Source organism: Kitasatospora sp. NPDC059146, from assembly GCF_042786665.1.
In the GTDB taxonomy this organism is placed as follows: Bacteria; Actinomycetota; Actinomycetes; order Streptomycetales; family Streptomycetaceae; genus Kitasatospora.
Window position 1 is genome coordinate 21,495 of sequence record NZ_JBHZCY010000089.1, and the last position, 18,351, is coordinate 39,845.

Genomic DNA, 18,351 nt, shown 5'->3' on the forward strand with positions numbered 1-18,351 from the left:
CGCCCCCGCGCGGTGCCCGCCCCCGCGCGATGCCGGCTACCGCAGCCCGGCGGCGTGGTCCGGGACGTACTTCTGCAGGTCGCGCGGGGGCCGCTGGTAGCCGTGCGGGGCCGGGCGGGGCGGCAGCTCGATCCGCGGCGGGGCGACCTCGTGGTACGGGACGGTGGAGAGCAGGTGGGCGATCATGTTGATCCGGGCCCGCCGCTTGTCGTCGCTCTCCACCACGTGCCAGGGCGACTGCGGGATGTCGGTGTAGACGAACATCTCGTCCTTGGCCCGCGAGTAGTCCTCCCAGTGGGTGATCGACTCCACGTCCATCGGGGAGAGCTTCCAGCGCTTCATCGGGTCCTCCAGCCGGTCCCGGAACCGCTGCTCCTGCTCGGTGTCACTGACCGAGAACCAGTACTTGCGCAGCAGGATGCCCGCCTCGATCAGCATCTGCTCGAAGGTCGGGCACTGGTGCAGGAACTGCCAGTACTCCTCGTCGCTGCAGAAGCCCATCACCCGCTCGACCCCGGCCCGGTTGTACCAGCTGCGGTCGAACAGCACGATCTCCCCGGCCGCCGGGAGCTGTTCGACGTACCGCTGGAAGTACCACTGGGTCTTCTGCCGCTCGGTCGGGGTGGGCAGCGCCGCGACCCGGGCGATGCGCGGGTTCAGGTACTCCGTCACCCGCTTGATCGCCCCGCCCTTGCCGGCCGCGTCCCGCCCCTCGAAGACCACCACCAGGCGGGCGCCCTCGACCCGCACCCACTCCTGGAGCTTCACCAGCTCCTGCTGCAGCCGCAGCAGTTCCCGCTCGTACGGCTTCTTCGCCAGTCGTTCCGGCTTCGCGGTCCGCTGCTGCCCCTTGGCCACTCTCGGGTCCTCCGTCCGACTACTGCCGATGACCCTTCACCGTAGGCGCAGAACGGTGACCCCGCAGGTCGGACCGGAGGAAGGGGCGAACCGGATCGCGGGACGCCCCCGAGACGTCCGCTAGACCGCGACGAAGGGCTCCGGGTAGCGGCACAGCCCGCGCGGGTCGCCGTCGTACGCCGCCAGCGGCAGCACCTGGAAGTACGCCTCCGGCACCTCGAACGGGCCGGAGACCTCGTGCCGCCCGGCCGGGATGAAGCCGAACCGTCCGTAGTACCCGGGATCGCCGAGCACCACCACCAGCTTCTCCCCCGCCTCCTCGGCGGCCGCCAGCGCCGCCCGGACGACGAGTTCGCCGACGCCCCGGCGCTGCCACTCGGGCGCCACCGCCACCGGCGCGAGCGCCAGCGCGTCACCGGCCCCGCCGCCGTCACCGACCCGCAGCCGGGTCAGCAGGGCGTGGCCGATCACCAGCCCGCCGTCGTCGACCGCGACCAGCGACAGCCCGGGCAGCCAGGCCGGGTCGCGGCGCAGCGCATCCACCAGGTCCGCCTCGTCCGGCCCGGGGAACGCGGCCATGAGCACGCGCCTGGTCGCCGGGGCGTCCTGCGGACATTCGACTCTCGTGGTGACCTGCATCGAGTCAACCCTCCCTGTGTCACACCACGTTGTGGACCGGCCCCGGACGGTGGGTGGACCGTCCGGGGCCGTTGCAGGTTAGCGCGTATGACGAGGCGTCAGCTCTTGGGCTGCGCCTCGGGCTTGGCGTCCTCGCGGACCTTGGGCTGGGCGTCCACGCCGGCCTCGCGGCGCTGGGCCGGGGTGATCGGGGTCGGCGCGCCGGTCAGCGGGTCACCACCGGTGGACGTCTTCGGGAAGGCGATGACGTCGCGGATGGTGTCGTAGCCGCCGAGCAGCGTGACGATCCGGTCGAGGCCGAAGGCGACCCCGCCGTGCGGCGGCGGGCCGTAGTTGAAGGCGTCCAGCAGGAAGCCGAACTGCGAGGCCGCCTCCTCCTCGGACAGGCCGATCGCGTCGAACGCCCGCTTCTGGACGTCCCGCTGGTGGATACGGATCGAACCGCCGCCCAGCTCCGAGCCGTTGAGGACCAGGTCGTAGGCGTTGGACAGGGCCGCGCCCGGGTCGGTGTCGAAGGTGTCCAGCGACTCCGCGGTCGGGGCGGTGAACGGGTGGTGCACCGCGTGCCAGCCCTGGAACTGGCCCTTGTCGTCCTCGATCGGCTCGAACATCGGGAAGTCGACGACCCAGAGGAAGGCCCACTGGGACTCGTCGATCAGCTCGCAGCGGCGGCCGATCTCCAGGCGGGCAGCGCCGAGCAGCTCCTGCGAGGGGCGCTCCTTGCCGGCCGCGAAGAAGACCGCGTCGCCGTTCTTGGCACCGGCCGCGGCGGCGAGGCCGGCCAGGTGCTCCGCGGAGAGGTTCTTGGCGACCGGGCCGCGCAGCTCGCCGGTCTCGCCGTCGATCAGCACGTAGGCGAGGCCCTTGGCGCCGCGCGCCTTGGCCCAGTCCTGCCAGGCGTCCAGCTGCTTGCGCGGCTGCGAGGCGCCGCCCGGCATGACCACGGCACCGACGTACGGGGCCTGGAAGACGCGGAACTCGGTGCCCTTGAAGTACTCGGTGAGGTCGGTGAGTTCCTGGCCGAAGCGGACGTCCGGCTTGTCGGAGCCGTAGCGGCCCATGGCGTCCGCGTAGGTCATCCGCGGCAGCGGGTTCGGGATCTCGTAGCCGTGGACCTCGCGCCAGATCGAGCCGACGATCTTCTCGCCGAGGGCCAGGATGTCCTCCTGGTCGACGAAGGAGGCCTCGATGTCCAGCTGGGTGAACTCCGGCTGGCGGTCGGCGCGGAAGTCCTCGTCGCGGAAGCAGCGGGCGATCTGGTAGTACCGCTCCATGCCGGCCACCATCAGCAGCTGCTTGAACAGCTGGGGCGACTGCGGCAGGGCGTACCAGTGGCCGGGCTGCAGGCGGACCGGGACGAGGAAGTCGCGGGCGCCCTCGGGGGTGGAGCGGGTGAGGTACGGCGTCTCGATGTCGAGGAAGTCGTTCTCCTCCATCACCCGGCGGATGATGTTGTTGACCTTCGAGCGCAGCCGCAGGCCCTTGGCCGGGCCCTCGCGGCGCAGGTCCAGGTAGCGGTAGCGCAGCCGGACCTCCTCGTTGACCGTGCCCGGCTCGTACTCGGCGACCGGGAACGGCAGCGGGGCGGCCTCGGAGAGCACCTCGATGTCGCTGACGACGACCTCGACCGCGCCGGTCGGGATGTCCGGGTTCTCGTTGCCCTCGGGGCGGACCCGGACGTCGCCGACGACCTTGACGCAGTACTCGGCGCGCAGGCCGTGCACCGAGTCGAGGTCGCGGACCACGATCTGCACGGTGCCGGAGGCGTCGCGCAGGTCGATGAAGGCGACGCCGCCGTGGTCGCGGCGGCGGGCGACCCAGCCGGCCAGGGTGACGGTGGTGCCTGCGTGCTCCGGGCGGAGCGTGCCCGCGTCGTGCGTGCGGATCACAGCTGCTTCTCCTTCAAGGTGGTGACGAGTGCGTCGAGGGCGACGGGGGACTGCTCGCCGGTGCTCATGTCCTTGAGCTGGACGACGCCCTCGGCGAGGTCCCGGTCACCGGCGATCAGGGCGAAGCGGGCGCCGGACCGGTCGGCGGACTTCATGGCGTTCTTGATGCTCTTGACGCCGAAGGCGAGGTCGGTGGCGACGCCGGCCCGGCGCAGCTCGACCACCTTGGCGAACAGCAGGTTCTTGGCCTCCTCGCCGAGCGCGACGGCGTAGACGGAGGTGGCGGGCGGCAGGTCGAGGGCGACGCCCTCGGCCTCCAGGGCCAGGTAGGTGCGGTCCACGCCGAGCGCCCAGCCGACGGACGGCAGCGCCGGGCCGCCGATCATCTCGGACAGGCCGTCGTAGCGGCCGCCGCCGCCGATCGCGGACTGGGCGCCGAGGCCGTTGTGCACGAACTCGAAGGTGGTGCGGGTGTAGTAGTCCAGGCCGCGGACCAGCTTCGGGTCGTCGACGAAGGCGACGCCGGCGGCGGTGAGCAGCTCGCGCACCTTCTCGTCGTACGCCTTGCACTCCTCGCACAGGAAGTCGCGCAGCATCGGCGCGCCGACCAGCTGCTCCTGCACCGACTCGCGCTTGTCGTCCAGCACGCGCAGCGGGTTGATCTCCGCACGGCGGCGGGTCTCCTCGTCCAGGTCCAGGCCGGAGAGGAACTCGATCAGGGCGGCGCGGTAGACCGGGCGGCACTGCTTGTCGCCGAGGCTGTTGAGCAGCAGCGAGTAGTCGCTCAGGCCCAGCGCGCGGAAGGCGTCGTCGGCCAGGATGATCAGCTCGGCGTCCAGCGCCGGGTCCTCGGCGCCGATCGCCTCCGCGCCGACCTGGGAGAACTGGCGGTAGCGGCCCTTCTGGGCGCGCTCGTAGCGGTAGTACGAGCCGGAGTACCAGAGCTTGACCGGCAGGTTGCCCTGCTTGTGCAGGTTGGCCTGGAGCGCGGCGCGCAGCACCGAGGCGGTGCCCTCGGGGCGCAGCGCGAGCTCGTCGCCGCCCTTGGTGGTGAGGGTGTACATCTCCTTGGAGACGATGTCGGTGGACTCGCCGACACCGCGGGAGAACAGCTTCACGTCCTCGAAGACCGGGGTCTCGACGTAGCCGTAACCGGCCCGGCGGGCGGGCGCGGCGATGCGCTCGCGGATCGCCAGGAAGGTCCCGGAGCTGGGGGGCAGCAGGTCGTAGGTGCCCTTGGGGGCGGTGAAGGTGCTCAACTTCTCTTCCGTCACATTCCTCGTCGCGGGAAAGCCGGGGCGCCGGCCGCCCCCGCTGCCTGTCGGAGGTAGGGGTTGGTGGCGCGCTCGCGGCCGATGGTGGTCTGACCACCGTGGCCGGAGAGGACCACGGTGGAGTCGTCGAGGGGCAGGCACACCCGGGCCAGCGAGCGCATGATCGCTTCGCCGTCCCCGCCCGGGAGGTCGGTACGCCCGATGGAGCCGGCGAACAGCAGGTCGCCCGAGAACAGCACCGGGGGGAGGTCCTCGGCACCGGGCGTCCGGAAGGTCACCGACCCCCCGGTATGGCCCGGGGCGTGGTCCACGGTGAGCCGCAGGCCGGCCAGCTCCAGCACGCTGCCGTCGGTGAGCTCGCGCACGTCGTCGGGCTCCCCGACGGTGAGCTCGCCCATCAACTGGGTGCCCAGGGAACGGCCGAGCGCCTTCTCCGGGTCGGACATCATGTACCGGTCCTCGGGGTGGATCCAGGCCGGGACGCCGCGGGCGCCGCAGACCGGGACCACCGAGGCGACGTGGTCGATGTGGCCGTGGGTGAGCAGGACGGCGACGGGCTTGAGCCGGTGCTCACGGATGAGCTCCTCGACGCCCTGCGCGGCCTGGTGCCCGGGGTCGACGATGACGCACTCCTCGCCCGCCGCCGGCGCGACCAGGTAGCAGTTGGTGCCCCAGGCTCCAGCGGGGAATCCGGCGATGAACACGCGCGTCCTTCGGGTGGGTGCGGCGGTGGGCTGCGGTGGCTACCAGTAGTGATGACGTAAGGGAAGCCTACCGGCGGTCCGGGTCCGGTTGCGAACCAGATAGGCGGTGGCGGGCCGGGGCCATGACAGGTTCACCGCGTCCTTACGGGCCCGGTCCCTACACTTGGCCGCCGATGGGTGCGATGATCCGCTCCGGAACCCATCCACTTTTCCCGCACATGCTCAGGAGACACGGCCGGTGGTCAGCAGCGAACAGCGGCGGCGGCAGCTCGCCCGCGAGAAGTACGAGCGCCAGACGCAGCGCCGGGCCGAGGCGGCCTCCGCCCGGCGGCGCCGCAACACGATCCTGGGCGCCTCGCTCGCGGTGGTGGTGCTGGCCGGCGGCGGGCTCTTCGCCGGCGGCGCGTTCAGCTCCGACAAGGACAAGGGCACCTCGGCCGCCGCCACCCCGCAGGCCGCGCCGAGCCAGAGCGACCCGGCCCAGGCCGACCCGGCCGCCACCCCGACCCGCAAGCCGGTCGAGGGCTGCGCCGCCCCGGCGGCGGGCTCGCCCAACGGCAAGCAGTTCAAGGCCGAGCCGGCCATGTCGATCGACAAGGGTGCCTCGTACACCATGTCGCTGGACAGCAACTGCGGCAAGGTCACCGTCACGCTGGACGCGGCCAAGGCCCCGCACACCGTGAACTCGTTCAACTTCCTGGCGGGCGAGCAGTACTTCGACCACACCAAGTGCCACCGGCTCACCACCGACGGCATCTTCGTGCTCCAGTGCGGCGACCCGACCGCCAAGGGTTCGGGCGGCCCCGGCTACCAGTTCGCGGACGAGAACCTGACCGGCGCGACCTACCCGGCGGGCACCGTGGCGATGGCCAACGCGGGCCCGGGCACCAACGGCAGCCAGTTCTTCCTGGTCTACAAGGACACCCAGCTGCCGCCGAACTACACCCCGTTCGGCAAGATCACCGGCGGCCTGGACGTGGTCCAGAAGATCGCCGCCGCGGGCACCCTGGAGGGCGCCGGCGACGGCCACCCGATGGCCGACGTCACCCTCAACTCGGTTACGGTGTCCAAGGGTTGACCGAACCCGGGACCACCGGCGGCGGGCGCGCGCAGCGCCCCCCGCCCGGTCCCGGACCGAAATCGCCCGGCCCGGATGCGGACAGCACCGGTCCTGGTCGCCTATGTTGGCGTTGTATAGGGTGCCCGGACCCGCCTAGCCGTCACCCTCGGCAGCAAGGCACGGCGGACGGGGACGGCGGACTCATCGGTCCGCCGCACATCAACTGTGGACGACGGTCGTGCGCCGCCCCGGAGCGGGCGCGACGTCATGTGGAGGACGCGCTATGAGCAGCGACCCGTGGGGCCGTGTGGACGAGCAGGGCACGGTGTACGTCAGGACGGCGGACGGCGAACGCGTCGTGGGTTCCTGGCAGGCCGGCTCGCCCGAGGAGGCCCTCGCCTACTTCGAGCGCAAGTACCAGGGCATCGAGGTGGAGATCGGCCTGCTGGAGAAGCGGGTGCGCACCACCGACCTGGCCGCCAAGGACGCCCAGACCGCGCTGGAGCACCTCCGCGCCCAGGTCACCGAGGGACACGCGGTCGGCGACCTGGACGCGCTGGCCAAGCGCCTGGACACGCTCACCGGTGAGATCGAGAGCCGGCGGGAGGAGCGCAAGGCCGCCCGCGCCAAGGCCCAGGACGAGACCCGCACCGCCAAGGAGGCGCTGGTCTCCGAGGCCGAGCAGCTCGCCGAGTCCACCCAGTGGCGGGAGGCCGGGGACCGGCTGCGCGCCCTGGTGGACACCTGGAAGGGCCTGCCGCGGCTGGACCGCAAGAGCGACGACGAGCTGTGGCACCGCTTCTCGCACGCCCGCTCGGTCTTCTCCAAGCACCGCAAGGCGCACTTCGCCACCCTGGACGCCGAGCGCGAGCACGCCCGGCAGACCAAGGAGGCGCTGGTCTCCGAGGCCGAGGCGCTCTCCTCGTCCAGCGACTGGGGCAGCACCGCGGCCGCCTACCGCGACCTGATGGCGCGCTGGAAGTCCGCCGGCCGGGCGCAGCGGGACGTCGAGGACGAGCTGTGGGCGCGGTTCCGCGGCGCCCAGGACGTGTTCTTCCAGGCCCGTTCCGCGGTGTTCAGCGAGCGCGACGCCGAACAGGTGGAGAACCAGAAGCTCAAGGAGGCGCTGGCCACCGAGGCCGAGGCGATCCTGCCGATCACCGACCTCAAGGCCGCCAAGGCCGCGCTGCGCGAGGTCAACGAGCGCTGGGAGGCCATCGGCCACGTCCCGCGCGACATCCGTCCGAAGCTGGACGGCCGGCTGAACGCGGTCGAGCGGGCCATCCGCGAGGCCGAGGACAGCGAGTGGAAGCGCTCCAACCCGGAGGCCAAGGCCCGCGCGGCCGGCATGGTGGGCCTGTTCGAGGCGAAGGCCGACAAGCTCCGGGCCGACCTGGACAAGGCCCGCTCGGCGGGCAACGCCGGCAAGGTCGCCAAGCTGGAGGCCGAGCTCTCCGGTGTGGAGACCCTGCTGGAGCAGGCCCACCGGAGCCAGGAGGAGTTCAGCGGCTGATTCCGGCCCGCTGAGCCCGCTCAGCGCACTTGAGTGCACTGCACGAGGAAGGCCCCCGGGGAGCTCCCCGGGGGCCTTCCTCGTGCGCTGCGGCTACTTGCGGGCCGAGGTGACCCGGTAGACGTCGTACACGCCCTCGACGCCGCGGACCGCCTTGAGCACGTGGCCCAGGTGCTTCGGGTCGCCCATCTCGAAGGTGAAGCGGCTCATCGCCACCCGGTCCCGGGAGGTCTGGACCGCCGCCGACAGGATGTTGACGTGCTGGTCGGAGAGCACCCGGGTGACGTCCGAGAGCAGCCGGGAGCGGTCCAGCGCCTCGACCTGGATGGCCACCAGGAAGACCGAGGACTGGGTCGCCGCCCACTCGACGTCGATCATCCGCTCGGGCTGCTGGCTCAGCGACTCCACGTTGACGCAGTCGGCGCGGTGCACCGAGACGCCGTTGCCGCGGGTGACGAAGCCGACGATCGGGTCGCCCGGCACCGGAGTGCAGCAGCGGGACAGCTTGACCCAGACGTCCTCGACGCCCTTGACGATCACGCCGGGGTCGCCCTTGGCCCGGCGGCGCACGGCCCGCCGGTTGTCGTGGGTCGGCGTGGCCGTCTCGGCGAGGTCCTCGGTGGCCCCCTCCTCGCCGCCGAGCGCCTGGACCAGCTTCTGGACGATGTTCTGCGCGGCGACGTGCCCCTCGCCGATGGCGGCGTAGAGCGAGGAGATGTCGGGGTAGCGCATCTCGTGGGCCAGGGTGACCAGCGAGTCGCCGGTCAGGATCCGCTGGATCGGCAGGCCCTGCTTGCGCATCGCCCGGACGATCGCCTCCTTGCCGTGCTCGATCGCCTCCTCGCGGCGCTCCTTGGAGAACCAGGCGCGGATCTTGTTGCGGGCGCGCGGGGACTTGACGAAGCCCAGCCAGTCCCGGGAGGGTCCGGCGTTCTCCGCCTTGGAGGTGAACACCTCGACGGCGTCGCCGTTCTCCAGGGTCGACTCCAGCGGCACCAGACGGCCGTTGACCCGGGCCCCTATGGTCCGGTAGCCGACCTCGGTGTGCACCGCGAAGGCGAAGTCGACCGGGGTCGAGCCGGCCGGCAGGGCTATCACGTCACCCTTGGGGGTGAAGACGAAGACCTCGTTGCTGGCCAGGTCGAAGCGCAGCGACTCCAGGAACTCGCCCGGGTCGGCGGTCTCCTTCTGCCAGTCCAGCAGCTGTCGCAGCCAGGCCATCTCGTTGACGGCGCCGGCCTTGTCGTCCTTGCGGACCTGGGTCGGGGTGTCAGTGCGGATCTTGGAGGCCCCGGCGACGGCGCGCTGCTTGTACTTCCAGTGCGCGGCGATGCCGTACTCGGCCCGCCGGTGCATGTCGAAGGTGCGGATCTGGAGTTCGACGGGCTTGCCGCCCGGACCGATCACCGTGGTGTGCAGCGACTGGTACATGTTGAACTTGGGCATCGCGATGTAGTCCTTGAACCGCCCCGGCACCGGGTTCCACCGCGCGTGGATGGTGCCCAGCGCCGCGTAGCAGTCGCGGACGGTGTCGACCAGGACCCGGATGCCCACCAGGTCGTAGATCTCGGCGAAGTCCCGGCCCCGGACGATCATCTTCTGGTAGACCGAGTAGTAGTGCTTCGGCCGGCCGGTGACGGAGGCGGTGATCCGGGCGCCGCGCAGGTCCGCCTGGACCTGGTCGATGACGGTCGCCAGGTACTCGTCCCGCTTGGGGGCGCGCTCGGCGACCAGCCGGACGATCTCGTCGTACATCTTGGGGTAGAGGATCGCGAAGGCGAGGTCCTCCAGCTCCCACTTGATGGTGTTCATGCCCAGCCGGTGCGCCAGCGGGGCGTAGATCTCCAGCGTCTCGCGGGCCTTCTTCTCCTGCTTCTCCCGCTTGAGGTAGCGCATGGTGCGCATGTTGTGCAGGCGGTCGGCGAGCTTGATCACCAGGACCCGGGGGTCCTTGGCCATCGCCACGACCATCTTGCGGACGGTCTCGGCCTGCGCGGCCTCGCCGAACTTGACCCGGTCCAGCTTGGTGACGCCGTCGACCAGCAGGGCCACCGAGTCGCCGAAGTCCTTGCGCAGGGTCTCCAGGCCGTAGTCGGTGTCCTCGACGGTGTCGTGCAGCAGCCCCGCCATCAGGGTCGCGGCGTCCATGCCGAGCTCGGCCAGGATGGTCGCGACCGCCAGCGGGTGGGTGATGTACGGGTCGCCGCTCTTGCGCTTCTGCCCGCGGTGCCACTTCTCGGCGACGGCGTAGGCGCGCTCGATGTCGCGCAGCAGCGCCGGGTCGGCCTTGGGGTCGTTCGCCCGGATCGAGCGGAACAGCGGCTCCAGGACGGGGTTGAGCACGCTGGAGCGCTGGCCGCCGAGGCGGGCCAGCCGGGCGCGCATCCCGCCGCCGCTGCCGGAGCCGCGGCCGAGCGGGGCGAGCTGGCGCGAGGAGGCCGGCGCCGGGCGTGCCGGGGTGGCCCCCGAGGGCGTGGGGTGGTTCTCGGGGGCGGCCGCTGCGGCCGTGGGCACAACCTCGTCGGGCAAGGACACTCCTCGGGGCACCGGGGCCGACCCCCGCCGAGGCCCGTGCGGTCCGGGCACTACCGGGAGGGGATGAATCTTCATGGTACCGAGCCGGGCGGCCCGGTGTTCATCGGGCCGGGCCCGGAAACGGAAGGACGGCGGTCGGATGATCCGACCGCCGTCCTTCCGTCCTGCCCCTCAGACCGTGACCAGCGTCTCCAGCGGGGCGTCGCCCAGGTGCCCGGCCAGCCGCTCGCGGCCGTCCAGGAAGCCCAGCTCCATCAGCACCACGACGCCCGCCAGCTCGGCGCCGGCCTCCTTCACCAGGTCCAGCGAGGCACCGATGGTGCCACCGGTGGCCAGCACGTCGTCCACCACCAGCACCCGCTCACCGGGCGTGAAGGCGTCGCACTGCACCTCCAGCGTCGCCGAGCCGTACTCCAGCTCGTACGAGCGCCGGAACACCTCGCCGGGCAGCTTCCCGGCCTTGCGGACCGGCACGAAGCCGAGCCCGGCCGCGAAGGCCGCCGGAGCCGCCAGCACGAAGCCGCGCGCCTCCAGGCCCACCACCTTGGTCGCCCCGAGCTCCAGCGCCCGGTCCGCCAGCGCCCGGGTGAGGGCGCCGAAGGCCTCGGCGTCGGCGAGCAGCGGCGCGATGTCCTTGAACAGCACACCCGGCTTCGGGTAGTCCGGGACGTCCCGGATCCGGCTGTTCAGCAGCTCGGCCAGTGCGGTGTCGGCGGTGGTCACGGTGTTCTGTCCTCAGGGTCGGGTGCGGTTCAGCGCTTGGTGGACGGACGGCCCTTGGCACGGGTGGTGCCGGCCGACCGGCCGCGCTGACCGACCATACCCGCAGGCTCGTCGTCCTCCGGACCCTCGTCGGTCGCCGTCGCGTCGGCGCCCTCGCCCTTGGCCGCCGCGGCGGCCCGGTGCTGCAGGACGCGCTTGCGCAGCGCCTTCATCTCCGGCTGCTCCTCCTTGAGCTGCGCCAGCAGCGGGGTGGCGACGCAGATCGAGGAGTAGGCACCGGCCGCGAGGCCGATGAACAGCGCGAGCGAGATGTCGTTCAGGGTGCCGGCGCCCAGCAGGCCGCCACCGATGAACAGCAGCGCGGCGACCGGCAGCAGCGCCACCACGGTGGTGTTGAGCGAGCGCACCAGGGTCTGGTTGAGGCCCGCGTTGGCCGCCTCGCTGTAGGTGAGCTTGTTCTGCTTGGTGATCCCCTTGGCGTTCTCCTTCACGGTGTCGAAGACGACGACCGTGTCGTAGAGCGAGTACCCGAGGATGGTCAGGAAGCCGATCACCGTACCGGGGGTGACCTCGAAGCCCACCAGGGCGTAGACGCCGATGGTGATCAGGAGGTCGTGGATGAGGGCGACCAGGGCGGCCACCGCCATCCGCCACTCGAAGGCGATCGCCAGGTAGACCGTCACCAGGACCATGAAGACGACCAGGCCGGTGAGCGCCTTGTTGGAGATCTGCTTGCCCCAGCTGGGGCCGATCACCTGGGCCTCGACGGTGTCCAGCGGCACGCCGAGCTTCTGCGAGAGCTGCGAACGGATCTCGTCCGAGCTCTTCGTCTCGTCGCTGCTGACCTGGATGCGGATCTTGTTGCTGTCCGTCGACTGCACCAGCGGGTGCGAGGAGACGATCCCGTCGGCGGTGTCCTGGGCCTGGGAGACCGACAGGCCCGGCTTGGTCACGGTGTAGACCGAGCCGCCCTTGAACTCGATGCCCAGGTGCAGGCCCATCGCCAGGCCGATCGCCGCGATCAGCACGATCACGCCGGAGATCGAGTACCAGAGCTTGCGGCGCCCGACGAAGTCGAAGCTGACCTCGCCCTGGTAGAGCCGGTGGCCCAGATTGGAGAAGCGCGACACGGTGTCAGGCCTCCTTCACGGCGGCAGAGGAGGAGTTACGGCGACGGGTGCTGCGCAGCGGCGGGCGGGCGCCCAGCCGCTTCGGGTCCAGGCCGGACCACGGGTGGCCGTCGGAGAAGAACTTCCGCCGGGCCAGCAGCGTGATCATCGGCTTGGTGAAGAGGAAGATCACCACGACGTCCAGCGCGGTGGTCAGACCCAGGGTGAACGCGAAGCCCTGGACCTTGCCGACCGAGACCACGTAGAGCACCGCGGCACAGAGGAAGGAGACGAAGTCCGAGACCAGGATGGTGCGTCGGGCCCGCGGCCAGGCCCGCTGGACGGCCGGGCGCAGCGGGGCGCCGTCGCGGACCTCGTCGCGGATGCGCTCGAAGTACACGATGAAGGAGTCTGCGGTGATACCGATCGCGACGATCGCGCCGCAGACCGCGGGCAGGTTCAGCGCGAAGCCGATCCCGCCGCCGAGCAGGCTCATGATCGAGTAGGTCAGGGCCGCCGAGACGAGCAGACCGGCGATCGAGACCAGGCCGAGGCCGCGGTAGTAGATCAGCGAGTAGGCGACCACCAGCAGCATGCCGATCGCGCCGGCGATCAGACCCGCCTTGAGCTGGTCGCTGCCGAGCGCCGGGGAGACGGTGGTGACGTCGCCCTTGCTGAACTCCAGCGGCAGGGCGCCGTAGCTCAGCACGTTGGAGAGGTCCTGCGCCTCGGGCTGGCTGAACTGGCCGGTGATCACGGCGCTGCCGCCGGGGATCGGGCCGTTGACCTGCGGGTGCGAGACGACCTCGTTGTCCAGCACGATCGCGAACTGGTTGTTCGGCGGGGTCTGGGAGGCGAGCTGGCCGGTGACCTTGGTGAAGGCGTCGGTGCCGGTGCCGTTGAACTGCAGCTGGACCTGCCAGCCGGCACCCGTCTGGGTGTCGAGGCTGGGCTGGGCCTTGGAGACGTCCGAGCCCTTGACCGCGACGGGGCCGAGCGCCAGCTTCTCGTAGTAGCCGCCCTTGACGGGCTTCTGCGAGCAGGCGACGACGGCCTTGTCCACGGCGCCGGTCTGGGTCGAGCGCTGCTCCGGCTTGGTGCAGTCGAGGTTGGCGAACGCGGTGGCCAGCTCCGGCGGCACGGTGCCCTGGGTCATCGCCGCGCTCACGTCGGCGGCGCTCGGCTGGGTGGCCTGGGCGCTCGGGGCGGCCGACCCGGTGGCGGGGGCGGACGGGGTGCCGCTGACGCCGGTGGCGGCGGGGCTCGGGGTGGAGCCCTCGGCGGCCAGGGCCTCACCGACGGAGCGGCCCTGCTTGGTGGCGCTCGCGCTGGCGGACGGGGTGGGAGCGTGGCTCGCGGAGCCGCTCGCGCCGGCCGTGGGCGTCGCGCTGCCCGACGGGGCGGCGCTCGGGGTGCCCGAGGCGCCCGCGGACGGGGTGCCGGTGGGCGGCGCGGGCGGCGTGAAGCCGCTCGGCGCGACCGCCAGGACCGGACGGAAGAACAGCTGGGCGGTGGTACCGACCTGGTCCGCCGCGTTCTGCTTGTCGCCGCCCTTGGGGATGTTCACGATGATCGTGTCCGAGCCCTGGGTCTGGACCTCCGCCTCGGAGACACCCATCCCGTTGACGCGGCGCTCCATGATCCCGACGGCGATGTCCATGTTCGCCTTGGTGATCGCCTTGGGATCCTTCGACTTCGCGGTCAGCGTGATGCTGGTGCCGCCTGCGAGGTCGATACCGAGCCGGGGCTTGGTGTTGCCCGTCCCGAACATGAGGGCGACCAGTCCGACGGTGACGACCAGGATGAGGGCCAGCGCCCGCCCTGGGTAGCCGTCGCGCGGGCGCGACTTGGGTGTTGCCACCTTGCTCGTTTCTCCCTGTCCATGCCACGTCGCCGACCGGACCCCCGTCCGGCTCGTGGCGGGACGGGGGCATGGCGGGTCTGCGGCCCTGAGGTCCTGTGGGCTCGCGGCACTGCGCCGCGCGACCGGGCGGGTTGCCCGGCCGTACTACTTGCTCGCGGGAGCCCCGCCCTCGACATCCCCCTTGACATCGCCCTTCTCGGCGCTGTCCTTGGTGAGCGTCAGCGGCTTGTCCTCGACCGGCGCGGCGTCGGTGTCCTCGGCCTCCGGCTCGGACAGCTCGTCGTCGGCGGGGCGACCGTTGATGATCGCGTCGTACTCCTGGGGGTCCAGGACGGCCGCGATGGCGCTCTTGGTGAAGTGGGTGACCACGCCGGGCGCGATCTCCAGCTCGACGGTCTCGTCGTTGACCGCCTTCACCTGGGCGTACAGGCCGCCGATGGTGCGCACTCCCGCCCCGGGCTCCAGCGAGGTCTGCATGCTCTGCTGCTGCTGCTGGCGCTTCTTCTGCGACCGGAACATGAGCACGATCGCGATGATCGGGAGGAGAAGGATGATGAGGTTCACTGCAGCCAGGGTCCTTTACGGGCCGCCGGCCGGCGGCCTGTGTGGTATGGGTCGGCCCGTCAGGTGAGAGGGGCGGTCCGGCGGAGTCTAGGCGACCCCGAACTGATCGGACAACGCCAAGCATCGCATCCTGCCGCCGAAAGTGGCGACCCTCCGCCTGCACGGATTCCCGGGAGTTCGCCCCCGTCTCCTCCCCGGGGCACAGCGCCGGGCGGGGGCGGGAACCGACGGCCGGGTCTCACCCGTTCGGCCGAGAGCGGTCAACTTCCGTCCGGCCGGAACAGCTCCGGCTGGGGCGGGACGCTGCCCCGCGTGGTCTGGACCGGCGGGGTCAGGCCCAGGTGCTGCCAGGCCGCGGCGGTGGCGATCCGGCCGCGCGGGGTGCGGGCGAGCAGGCCCTCGCGGACCAGGAACGGCTCGGCCACCTCCTCGACCGTCTCGGCCTCCTCCCCCACCGCGACGGCGAGGGTCGACAGGCCGACCGGGCCGCCGCCGAACAGCCGCAGCAGCGCGCTCAGCACCGCGCGGTCCAGCCGGTCCAGGCCGCGGGCGTCCACCTCGTAGACGTCCAGCGCCCGGGCGGCGATCGCGGGGGTGACCACGCCGTCGTGCCGGACCTGGGCGTAGTCGCGGACCCGGCGCAGCAGCCGGTTGGCGATGCGCGGGGTGCCGCGCGAGCGCCCGGCGATCTCGGCCGCGCCGGCCGGGTCTATCTCGACGTCCAGCAGCGTGGCCGAGCGGTGCACCACCCGTTGGAGCTCGGCCGGGGCGTAGAACTCCATGTGCCCGGTGAAGCCGAAGCGGTCGCGCAGCGGCGGCGGCAGCAGCCCGGCCCGGGTGGTGGCGCCGACCAGCGTGAAGGGCGGCAGCTCCAGCGGGATGGCGGTGGCGCCCGGGCCCTTGCCGACGATCACGTCGACCCGGAAGTCCTCCATCGCCATGTAGAGCATCTCCTCGGCCGGCCGGGACATCCGGTGGATCTCGTCGAGGAAGAGCACCTCGCCCTCGGTGAGCGAGGAGAGGATAGCCGCGAGGTCCCCCGCGTGCTGGATGGCCGGGCCGGAGGTGATCCGGATCGGGGCGCCCAGCTCGGCGGCGATGATCATGGAGAGGGTGGTCTTGCCCAGGCCGGGCGGGCCGCTCAGCAGCACGTGGTCCGGCGCGCTGCCGCGCTGGCGGGCCGCCTGGAGCACCAGGGACAGCTGCTCGCGCACCCGCTCCTGGCCGATGAACTCGTCCAGCAGCTTGGGGCGCAGCGCGGCCTCGACCGCCTGGTCCTCGCCGTCGGCGGCGGCGGTCACCAGCCGGTCGGCGGGTTCCGAGTCGTACATCCTCGCGGGCTCCAGGGTCTGCGGTGTCGGTGTCGACGGACGGACAGGTCGTCGGGTGGGTTCAGCGGGCGCGGTTGAGGCCGCGCAGGGCCAGCCGCAGCAGGGCGCCGACGTCCGGCGACTGCTGGGCCTCCGCCTCCGGGGTGACGGCGGCGACCGCGTCGTCCGCCTCGCGCGGGGCGTAGCCGAGACCGGTCAGCGCGGAGTGCAGCTGCTCGCTCCACGGCGCGGGGCCGGTGGCGATCGGCTTCTGCGCGGGCACCGCGCCGTGCGGGGCGCCCAGCTTGTCCTTGTACTCCAGCAGCAGCTTGGCCGCCTTCGCCTTGCCGATGCCCGGCACCGCGACCAGCGCCTTCTCGTCCCCGCCCGCCACCGCGGCGCGCAGCGCGTCGGGGCTGTGCACGCCCAGGATCGCCTGGGCCAGCTTGGGGCCCACGCCCGGCGCGGCCTGGAGGATCTCGAACACGGCCCGCTCGTCGTCGTCGGCGAAGCCGAACAGGGTCAGCGAGTCCTCCCGGACCACCAGCGAGGTGGCCAGCCGGGCGGGCTCACCGAGCCGCAGGCCGGCCAGGGTGTTCGGGGTGCACTGGACGGCCATGCCGACCCCACCGACCTCGACCACCGCGATGCCGGAGGCGATGGCCGCCACCGGTCCTTGCACGAAGGCGATCACCGACTACTGCCTTTCACGGAGAAGGGGCCCCGGGCGGGCCCGGAGCGGGCGGCCTCGGCCGCGGCCTGGGCCGCGGCCTGCAGCCGGTTGGTCGTCCCGCCGCGCCAGATGTGGCAGATCGCCAGCGCCAGCGCGTCGGCCGCGTCCGCGGGCTTGGGCGGCGCGTCCAGCCGCAACAGGCGCTGCACCATGGCCGTGACCTGGGCCTTGTCGGCCCGGCCGGAGCCGGTGACGGCGGCCTTGACCTCACTGGGGGTGTGCAGGGTGACCGGGATGCCGCGCCGGGTGGCGCAGAGCATCGCGACCGCGCTCGCCTGGGCCGTGCCCATCACGGTGCGGACGTTGTGCTGGGCGAAGACCCGCTCGACCGCGACCAGGTCGGGCCGGTGCTCGTCCAGCCAGCTCTCCAGCCCCTGTTCCACCAGCAGCAGCCGCTGCCCGATCTCGGCGTCGGCCGGCGTGCGCACCACGCCCACCCCGGCCATCCGCAACGGCCGGCCCGGCATGCCCTCGACCACGCCGACCCCGCACCTGGTCAGCCCCGGGTCAACACCCAGCACCCGCACGCCACGCCCCGTCCCTCGCCGATCCGCCGCTCACGGCGAGCGGCCTTCGCGAAGGCTACCGCCCGGGTCCGACAACCCCGCCGACGACACCGGCCCGGCGGTCCTGGGACCACCGGGCCGGGCCGTGAGAACGATCACTCACCGTGGCACGGACGACGCCGTGTCACTCGGAGTCGAGCTGCGCGCCGACCTCGTCGGAGATGTCGAAGTTGGCGAAGACGTTCTGCACGTCGTCGCTGTCCTCCAGCGCGTCGATCAGCTTGAAGATCTTGCGGGCGCCGTCGACGTCCAGCTCGACCTGCATGCTCGGGAGGAAGTTGGCCTCGGCCGAGTCGTAGTCGACACCGGCGTCCACCAGCGCGGTGCGCACGGCGACCATCTTGGAGGCCTCGGAGACGATCTCGAAGGACTCGCCGAGGTCGTTGATCTCCTCCGGCTCCTGGTCGAGGACGACCTCGAACAGCTTGTCCTCGTCCACGCCGTCCGCCTTGGGGACGATCACGACGCCCTTGCGGTTGAACAGGTACGACACCGAGCCCGGGTCGGCCATCGAGCCGCCGTTGCGGGTCATCGCGACGCGCACGTCGGAGGCCGCGCGGTTGCGGTTGTCGGTGAGGCACTCGATCAGGACGGCGACACCGTTCGGACCGTAGCCCTCGTACATGATGGTCTGGTAGTCGGCGCCGCCGGCCTCCAGACCGCCACCGCGCTTGACGGCGCGGTTGATGTTGTCGATCGGGACCGAGTTCTTCTTCGCCTTCTGGATGGCGTCGTAGAGGGTCGGGTTACCCGCCGGGTCGGGACCGCCCGTGCGCGCCGCCACCTCGATGTTCTTGATCATCTTGGCGAAGAGCTTGCCGCGCTTGGCGTCGATCACGGCCTTCTTGTGCTTGGTGGTAGCCCACTTAGAGTGGCCGGACATCGCCAGCTCCTTTACGTCGCCAAAGGGAAATGAAACAGGAGAGATCTTACCGGTGTCGTCACGGGTAAGGCGCACACGGCTACCGGAGCCCTACCGGGCGGCGAGGTGCTCCTCGACCATCTTCACC

Annotated in this window: 16 protein-coding genes; 2 read left to right on the forward strand and 14 right to left on the reverse strand. The window is 71.7% G+C overall.

What is annotated here, in order from left to right; all coding sequences use genetic code 11:
• Positions 1-36: 36 nt before the first annotated feature.
• From ppk2 to ACFXPX_RS30240, 5 genes are all read right to left on the reverse strand, one after another.
• Positions 37-858 (reverse strand): polyphosphate kinase 2, encoded by an 822-nt coding sequence (gene ppk2 / locus ACFXPX_RS30220; RefSeq protein WP_375889991.1) that lies wholly within the window; start codon positions 856-858, stop codon positions 37-39.
• Between the two features lie 120 nt (positions 859-978).
• Positions 979-1,497, reverse strand: a complete 519-nt coding sequence (locus ACFXPX_RS30225; RefSeq protein ID WP_375889993.1) for a GNAT family N-acetyltransferase — start codon at positions 1,495-1,497, stop codon at positions 979-981.
• A 98-nt stretch (positions 1,498-1,595) separates the two neighbouring features.
• The gene (aspS, locus tag ACFXPX_RS30230) at positions 1,596-3,386 is read right to left on the reverse strand and encodes an aspartate--tRNA ligase (RefSeq protein WP_375889994.1); all 1,791 of its coding nucleotides are present in this window, start codon (positions 3,384-3,386) and stop codon (positions 1,596-1,598) included.
• The gene (gene hisS / locus ACFXPX_RS30235) at positions 3,383-4,645 is read right to left on the reverse strand and encodes a histidine--tRNA ligase (RefSeq protein WP_375889996.1); all 1,263 of its coding nucleotides are present in this window, start codon (positions 4,643-4,645) and stop codon (positions 3,383-3,385) included. Before hisS ends, aspS begins: the two co-directional genes overlap by 4 nt.
• Positions 4,646-4,656: 11 nt before the next feature.
• Positions 4,657-5,364: an MBL fold metallo-hydrolase gene (locus tag ACFXPX_RS30240; RefSeq protein ID WP_360230103.1), complete on the reverse strand. Its 708-nt coding sequence runs from the start codon at positions 5,362-5,364 to the stop codon at positions 4,657-4,659.
• Between the two features lie 238 nt (positions 5,365-5,602).
• On the opposite strand from ACFXPX_RS30240, the gene ACFXPX_RS30245 reads away from it, so the two are divergent.
• Positions 5,603-6,442 (forward strand): peptidylprolyl isomerase, encoded by an 840-nt coding sequence (locus ACFXPX_RS30245; protein ID WP_380644109.1) that lies wholly within the window; start codon positions 5,603-5,605, stop codon positions 6,440-6,442.
• A gap of 265 nt (positions 6,443-6,707) precedes the next feature.
• Positions 6,708-7,937, forward strand: a complete 1,230-nt coding sequence (locus ACFXPX_RS30250; protein WP_375890000.1) for a DUF349 domain-containing protein — start codon at positions 6,708-6,710, stop codon at positions 7,935-7,937.
• A gap of 93 nt (positions 7,938-8,030) precedes the next feature.
• Here the strand turns inward: ACFXPX_RS30250 and ACFXPX_RS30255 are convergent, their stop codons facing one another.
• From ACFXPX_RS30255 to ACFXPX_RS30295, 9 genes are all read right to left on the reverse strand, one after another.
• Entirely contained in the window at positions 8,031-10,547 is a 2,517-nt protein-coding gene (locus tag ACFXPX_RS30255) for a RelA/SpoT family protein (protein ID WP_375890002.1), read from the reverse strand.
• A gap of 96 nt (positions 10,548-10,643) precedes the next feature.
• Positions 10,644-11,195 (reverse strand): adenine phosphoribosyltransferase, encoded by a 552-nt coding sequence (locus ACFXPX_RS30260; RefSeq protein ID WP_375890004.1) that lies wholly within the window; start codon positions 11,193-11,195, stop codon positions 10,644-10,646.
• A gap of 29 nt (positions 11,196-11,224) precedes the next feature.
• Complete coding sequence (gene secF / locus ACFXPX_RS30265; protein WP_380526842.1) at positions 11,225-12,325, reverse strand: protein translocase subunit SecF; 1,101 nt, start codon at positions 12,323-12,325, stop codon at positions 11,225-11,227.
• Between the two features lie 4 nt (positions 12,326-12,329).
• Positions 12,330-14,165, reverse strand: coding sequence for a protein translocase subunit SecD (secD, locus tag ACFXPX_RS30270; protein WP_375890008.1), 1,836 nt, complete (start codon positions 14,163-14,165; stop codon positions 12,330-12,332).
• Between the two features lie 147 nt (positions 14,166-14,312).
• The gene (yajC, locus tag ACFXPX_RS30275; protein WP_375890010.1) at positions 14,313-14,732 is read right to left on the reverse strand and encodes a preprotein translocase subunit YajC; all 420 of its coding nucleotides are present in this window, start codon (positions 14,730-14,732) and stop codon (positions 14,313-14,315) included.
• 260 nt (positions 14,733-14,992) lie between these two features.
• Positions 14,993-16,063: a Holliday junction branch migration DNA helicase RuvB gene (ruvB, locus tag ACFXPX_RS30280; protein ID WP_375890012.1), complete on the reverse strand. Its 1,071-nt coding sequence runs from the start codon at positions 16,061-16,063 to the stop codon at positions 14,993-14,995.
• A 61-nt stretch (positions 16,064-16,124) separates the two neighbouring features.
• On the reverse strand, positions 16,125-16,736 hold the full coding sequence (gene ruvA, locus ACFXPX_RS30285; RefSeq protein ID WP_380406865.1) for a Holliday junction branch migration protein RuvA: 612 nt from the start codon (positions 16,734-16,736) through the stop codon (positions 16,125-16,127).
• A complete protein-coding gene (gene ruvC / locus ACFXPX_RS30290) occupies positions 16,733-17,302 on the reverse strand; it encodes a crossover junction endodeoxyribonuclease RuvC (RefSeq protein WP_375890016.1) in 570 nt (189 codons plus the stop codon). Before ruvC ends, ruvA begins: the two co-directional genes overlap by 4 nt.
• Positions 17,303-17,465: 163 nt before the next feature.
• Positions 17,466-18,224, reverse strand: coding sequence for a YebC/PmpR family DNA-binding transcriptional regulator (locus tag ACFXPX_RS30295; RefSeq protein WP_375890018.1), 759 nt, complete (start codon positions 18,222-18,224; stop codon positions 17,466-17,468).
• Positions 18,225-18,351: the final 127 nt, after the last annotated feature.